The sequence below is a fragment of the Desulfovibrio sp. genome, assembly GCF_035644575.1.
Taxonomy (GTDB): Bacteria; Desulfobacterota; Desulfovibrionia; order Desulfovibrionales; family Desulfovibrionaceae; genus Desulfovibrio.
Genome location: NZ_DASQOG010000118.1, coordinates 1 through 6004 on the forward strand (window position 1 = coordinate 1; position 6004 = coordinate 6004).

Sequence of the window (6004 nt, forward strand, 5' to 3'; positions counted from 1 at the left end):
GCCGACCCAGCTCACAAAGCCAAAGCCAAAACCCGTGGCGATGTTGAAGGTAAGCGGCATGCTGATGATGGTCAAAAAGGCGGGCAAGGCAACGGTAAAGTCCTTGAACTTGATGCGCCCCACTTCCTGCATCATCATGGCGCCCACGATGATCAGCACCGGGGCCGTGGCATAGGCCGGAGCCATGCCAATCACCGGCGCAAAAAACAGGGTGAGGAAAAAGAGCACGGCAATGGTCACGGCGGTCAGCCCGGTGCGCCCGCCCTCGACCACGCCTGCGGCGCTTTCCAGATAGCTGGTGGATGTGGTCGCGCCCATGACGGCGCTGGCCATAGTGGCGATTGAGTCGGAAATCAGGGCCTTGTCCAGATTTTCAATGTGCCCGTCTTCACCGATGAACCCGGCTTTCTGCGAAAGGCCTATGAGCACGCCCATGTTGTCGAACAGATCAACCATGGTCAGGGTAAAAATGATGGAGATCAGGCCGTGGTGCAGCGCGCCCTTGAGGTCCATCGCCATGAAGGTCTCTGTGGGCAGGAGCAGGGATGTGTTGATGATGCTGCCCTGCGGCATATGCGGCCCGTTCAGCATCATGTCCGCCGCCGCAATGGCCACGATGCCGATGATCATGGCTCCCGGCACACGCAGTGCAAGCAGCGCGCTGATGAGGAAGATGCCCACCACCGAAAGCAGGGTCTTGGGGTCGCCCAGGTTGCCGAGGGTCACAAAGGTGGCCGGGCTGGCCACCACAAGGCCGCAGCTCTTCATGCCGATAAAGGCGATGAACGCGCCAATACCAACCACGATGGCGTACTTGAGATCCATGGGAACGGCGTTGATGATAAGCTGGCGCACCTTGGTGACGGTGAGCAGCAGAAAGACCACGCCAGAAATGAACACAGCGCCAAGGCCGGTCTGCCATGTATAGCCCGCAGGGCCGCAAACGTAGTAGGCAAAAAAGGCCGTGATGCCGAGGCCGGGCGCTACGCCCACGGGGAACTTGGCCCAGAGGCCCATGAGCAGCGTTGCGATGACGGTAATCCAGATGGTGGCCGCCACGGCGGAATCCTTGGGCATACCGGCGTCAGCAAGCATGCTGGGAACCACAAAAATGAGGTAGCACATGGCCATAAAGCTGGTAAGGCCAGCCCGTAACTCGCGCCGAACCGTGCTGCCTCTGGCCGCAGGATTAAACATTTTTTCCAGTATGCCCATGACATCCTCCTCTTGTTGCCGCACCGCGCGCCCAAGATATCAAGTTGTTTTGCGCCGGGGCAGCAGCCCCCATGCCGTTAATCGCTTCGGTTTGCCCTTTGCAGCGCTGCCGCTTGCGGCCATCGCGCCGGGCCTCGCCCCGAGTCTGTGCCCAGGTTGACCCTGAATCACAGCCGGGGCGGCCTACCCCTCTACCGCCAACATCCTGTTTATCTTATAGAAAGTACGGCGAAATCAGTATCTTTCGCCGCCTGTTCGCATTGTTGGCCCGCAGCAGCGCTGCGGAAAACCATTCTACCCCAGAAAGGCCCGTATACCTGTAAAGATCACCTGCGCCGCAATGGCTGCCAGCAAAAGCCCCGTCAGCTTGGACAGCACGGCAATGCCCGTGCGGTGTAGGGCGCGCACCACGCCATCGGCCATACGCAGCAGCACAAACATGCCAAAGGCTGCGGCCAGCAGTGAAAACACGCCCACCAAGACCTGATGCATCTCTGTGGCGGACGCGCCCATGACCATCACCGCGCCGATGGAGGCTGGCCCCATGCCAAGCGGGATGGCCAGCGGCACAACGCTGATGTCGCCCTCCTTGCCGGAAAGCGCATCCTTGCCGTCATCGTTCATGAGAGAAACTGCCGTAAGAAAAAGCAACACGCCCGCGCCGATACGAAAGGCGTCAAGGGTGAAGCCGAAGAGCGAAAACAGGTGCGGGCCAAACAGGAACAGCGTAACGCCGATAAGAAAGATGGCCGCAGATGTTTTGGCGGCCACCATGGATTTCTGTTTTTTATCAAAGCCCTTGGTGCCGCTGATAAAGGCGCTCAACACGGCAGGGGGCGTCATGAGCGCATAGATTTTGATGCTCGTGCCCACAACTTCAGTAAAAAATTCCATGCGAACTCCCCTTCCTGCGCCGGAAGCCTGGCGTTGAAGCAACTTGCCTGCCCTGCACGAATTGTTGCAAAAATCCGCACATAAAATGTTTGCAAGGCAATGTGTCTGTCCGCCGCCCCAATCGTTGCCCTACAGAAAGTTACCCCTGAAGGCAGCTTGGAGGCATTGCTGGCAAGCAAACATTTCAAAATAGAAAAACACCAAGGAACATGCGCCGCGAAAGGCCAGAATTTATGAAGGCGGGAGTATGTCATGCAAGGGGCGTCATGTCCATACCGTCAGCCCGCGTGAACCTGAAATTTCCTGCACTGACGCGCCCTGCACAGCCTGGTGCCTGCGCGGTTCCGAGCATCCACTACCAGCAGGCCAGCAACATTGGTCACTGTTTCAAAAGCAAACAACAGACCCTGCCGTTCCTGCACACCTCTGGGCGCGCAAGAACGACAGGGCTTGCCAATTTGAGGCAGGGGCACAAGCCGCCTTAATGCCCCACGCTGACGCCTGTCACCACCTGACCTTTGGGTTGTACACTGAGGCCGCAGCCTCCAAGATTCAGCAAGGCAGCGCACAGGGCCACGCTTCGCAAGAGCAGCGCCATGCGGCGCAACAGCTTGCGGCTTTTAGTCACGCGGCTTTTCCTGGGTAATACGCGCGCCAGCCTGCACATCCTGAGTAATCCACACATTGCCGCCAATCACGGCCCCCTTGCCCACCGTCACGCGCCCAAGAATCGTGGCCCCGGCGTAAACCGTGACGTTGTCGCACAGTATGGGGTGCCGGGGATTGCCCTTGGTGAGGGTTCCGTCCGCATTCTTGGGAAAGGAGAGCGCGCCCAGGGTCACGCCCTGATACAGGCGGCAGTTACGCCCGATGATGCAGGTTTCGCCAATAACCACGCCTGTGCCGTGGTCGATGAAAAATTCCTCGCCAATGGCGGCGCCGGGGTGGATGTCGATACCCGTAGTGCCGTGGGCCATTTCAGAAATGATGCGCGGAATGACTGGCACCTTGAGCTTGTAGAGCTCATGGGCAATGCGGTGGTGAAACATGGCCCGCAGCGAAGGATAGCAGAAAATGGTTTCGCCGGGGCTGGTGGCCGCAGGATCGCCCTCATAGGCGGCCTTGGCGTCCCCCGCCAGCAGGCGGCGTATTTCCGGCAGGCTGTCCATAAAGGCCAGCGCGGCCTGCTGACCCTCTGTTTCGCACGAGGTGCAGGGGATGCCCAAGCCCTCGCAGCTGAAGCAAAAACCCCGCACTATCTGCTCGCCCAGCAGGCGGTGAATGCTGTCCAGATTGGCGGCAAGGTGATAGCGCATGGATTCGCGCCGCACCGTGGCCGCGCCAAAATAACCGGGAAAGATAGCCGCGCGCAGACGCTCCAGTATCTCGGAAAGCACCGGCAAAGACGGCATGGGCGCGCCCTGCCCCGAGCGGTGCCACACTGTGCTGAGCGAATCTTCGCGGCAGAGGCGTTCAACAACGCTGTCTATAAGGGGCATGCCGGTCGTGGTGATGTCCTGCTTTTTGTTCATGGCAAAATCCTGCGAAAATATTCGGTTGCGCTTGAACCCACAAATGGCTCAGGCCGACTGCGGGCATCCCGGTAATTCTTATCATTCTACATGGAGTTGCCCGCTGCCGCAATGGGTAGTCAGCGCCGCTCCAGAGAATACACAACAAATCAGGCTCTTCGTTAAAAATTTTAACGCAAACTGGCGCACCATACTTCACACCCAACATCTTCTCAAAAAAAGCTGCATGCAGAAGAATTACTCCGGACATGGCGCGCCCTAAAAACCACACTGTTCTGTTGTTATTCAGTAAGCACGCTCCGGACATAAGCAAGGGCATAGCCGAAGCTTAAATCCATAAAACAGTTTTCAGCGTTTGTTCCGGCTGTCTTGCCTGCCCGAATCCGGCAAGCTGGCAGATGGGCAGACGAGCAGATGGCAAACGTCCCGCCGCCGTGCCCGCAGACTGGGTGCAGACTGCCGCGAGCTGTGACCGTCCGGCAACAAGCCCCGGCACAGGCTAACAAAGCCATGTGCACAGCTCCGGGCCTCGTTACTCCCCTTGTCACCGTGTTAATTTTTGCAACTAGTACGTACGGAATATAAACGAGCAATGGGGATTTTGAGCCGCAGAATTTCCAAAAAATATATCTAACTATTTAAAAAATAAAATTATATTTCTTGTGGCATGATTGCTGCTTATTCATGAGCAATCCGTAACAAACGCTGCATGTTCTCGGCAATTGACGGCGCACGTTACGCCAAAACAGACAAGTTATGCGCGGAGTGTCCGCGATTTTATTGAATATGTTGTTGCTGTCTTGCCGGACGCACATGCCATCGGCAGGCGTTTGGAAGGCCCCCCAATTTGCACACCGCGCCAATGCGGTTAGCGAGGAGAGAAAATGCTGACAAAAGAGGATATTCGCACACATATCGCTGCATTTATTGGTGAAAAAAATATGCTCACCAAGCAGGAAGACCTCGTTTGTTACACCTACAACGCTGGCGGAGCGGCCCCCTCAGCCTTTCTGCCCATTCTGGTTGCATTGCCCGTCACCGCCGAAGAAGTTTCCAAAATCGTCGGCTTCTGCAATGAGCACAAAATCAGCGTGGTCACCCGCTCGCAGGGAAGCGGCCTCAGCGTCAACGCCATTACTGAAAGCGACTATTCCATCATCATTTCGCTGCAACGCATGAACTCCATCATTGTGGAGCCGGAAATCCTGATGGCTGTTGTTGGCCCCGGCGCCATCACCGCCGACATCAAAAAAGCTGCTGCCGCGCACAGCCTCATGTACCCCCCGGATCCCGCCAGCTTCACGTTTTCTTCCATCGGCGGCAACGTGGCGACCGATGCAGGCGGCTTGCAGTGCGTCAAGTACGGCACCACCAAGAGCTACGTCACGGGTATGCAGGTCGTGCTGGCTTCGGGCGAGATCATCCGCGCGGGCGGCAAGTGCATCAAGGACGTGACCGGCTACAACCTCACCCAATTGTTCACGGGATCAGAGGGCACGCTTGGCGTCATCACAGAAATCACCCTCAAGCTCATCCCCCTGCCGCAGGCAAAACGCGCCATGCGCGTTGCCTTCAACAACATTGAAAACGCCGCCAAGGCTGTTTCTGCAATCATGACCAGCGGCGTTGTGCCCTCCATCATGGAATTTCAGGAACAGACGTTGATCCGCGCGGTTGAAGACTATACCCATGCGGGCCTGCCCGTGGATGCGGGCGCAATGCTGCTGATCGAAGTGGACGGCGACGTTTCCACCCTCAAACCGCAGGTGGAAGTGATCCGCCGGGTGTGCGAGCAGCTGGGCATGGTCGATTTTCACGTGGCAGAAACCGCAGAAGAAGCCGAGCAGCTCTGGGTTGCGCGCCGTTCCGGCCTGCCCGCCCTTGCCCGCGTGGCAAAGGGGCGCTTGGGCGGTGACCCTGCGGTGCCCATCAACAAGCTTGCCCAAGCCGTGCACATGCTTTTTGAAGTGGGCAAAAAGCACGGCATCAAGGTGAGCTGTCAGGGACATGCGGGCGACGGCAACATTCATCCGCACTTCTTCTTCAACTCTGATGAAGAAAAGAAAACAGCCGCCAAGGCCCGTTCCGAGTTCCATTACGAAATCATCAAGATGGGCGGGACAGTTTCTGCGGAGCACGGCGTGGGCCGCGAAAAAGCGCCCTACATCACCAAGCAGCTGGGCGAAGCTCAGGTCGGGGCCATGCGGGCCATCAAAAAGGCTCTTGATCCCAACAATATCCTGAATCCTGGCTGCATCTTCGGAGGCCAGGCATGAGCAAGTCCCTGGACGAATTGAAAGCAGCCGCCCTCAAATGCACCCGTTGCGGGCAGTGCCTCACCATCTGCCCGGTTTACGGCAAGA

6 protein-coding genes are annotated in these 6004 nt (G+C 57.6%); 2 read left to right on the forward strand and 4 right to left on the reverse strand.

The genetic code is table 11. The annotated features are described in order from the left end of the window. The 4 genes from VEZ52_RS06635 to epsC form a co-directional block, all read right to left on the reverse strand. Positions 1-1215, reverse strand: a 1215-nt coding sequence (locus VEZ52_RS06635; protein ID WP_324836120.1) for an NCS2 family permease, incomplete at its 3' end; no start/stop codon positions are given. 294 nt (positions 1216-1509) lie between these two features. Further along, positions 1510-2109 carry a MarC family protein gene (locus tag VEZ52_RS06640; protein WP_240825209.1) on the reverse strand — a complete coding sequence of 200 codons (600 nt, stop codon included), beginning with the start codon at positions 2107-2109 and terminating at the stop codon, positions 1510-1512. A 481-nt stretch (positions 2110-2590) separates the two neighbouring features. Then, positions 2591-2737 (reverse strand): hypothetical protein, encoded by a 147-nt coding sequence (locus tag VEZ52_RS06645; protein WP_324836121.1) that lies wholly within the window; start codon positions 2735-2737, stop codon positions 2591-2593. Further along, positions 2730-3641: a serine O-acetyltransferase EpsC gene (gene epsC / locus VEZ52_RS06650; protein WP_192112680.1), complete on the reverse strand. Its 912-nt coding sequence runs from the start codon at positions 3639-3641 to the stop codon at positions 2730-2732. Before epsC ends, VEZ52_RS06645 begins: the two co-directional genes overlap by 8 nt. An 884-nt stretch (positions 3642-4525) precedes the next feature. On the opposite strand from epsC, the gene VEZ52_RS06655 reads away from it, so the two are divergent. Both VEZ52_RS06655 and VEZ52_RS14640 read left to right on the forward strand, forming a co-directional pair. Beyond that, positions 4526-5917, forward strand: a complete 1392-nt coding sequence (locus VEZ52_RS06655) for an FAD-binding oxidoreductase (protein WP_324836122.1) — start codon at positions 4526-4528, stop codon at positions 5915-5917. Then, positions 5914-6004: 4Fe-4S binding protein (locus VEZ52_RS14640; RefSeq protein ID WP_414649506.1), on the forward strand; the 91-nt coding region annotated here is incomplete at its 3' end. The genes VEZ52_RS06655 and VEZ52_RS14640, both read left to right, overlap by 4 nt.

What these genes read in the sequence shown, in the direction of transcription:
- VEZ52_RS06640 (WP_240825209.1), bottom strand. Translation starts at nt 2,109, where the DNA reads ATGGAATTTTTTACTGAAGTTGTGGGCACGAGCATCAAAATCTATGCG.
- VEZ52_RS06655 (WP_324836122.1), top strand. Translation starts at nt 4,526, where the DNA reads ATGCTGACAAAAGAGGATATTCGCACACATATCGCTGCATTTATTGGT.
- epsC (WP_192112680.1), bottom strand. Translation starts at nt 3,641, where the DNA reads ATGAACAAAAAGCAGGACATCACCACGACCGGCATGCCCCTTATAGAC.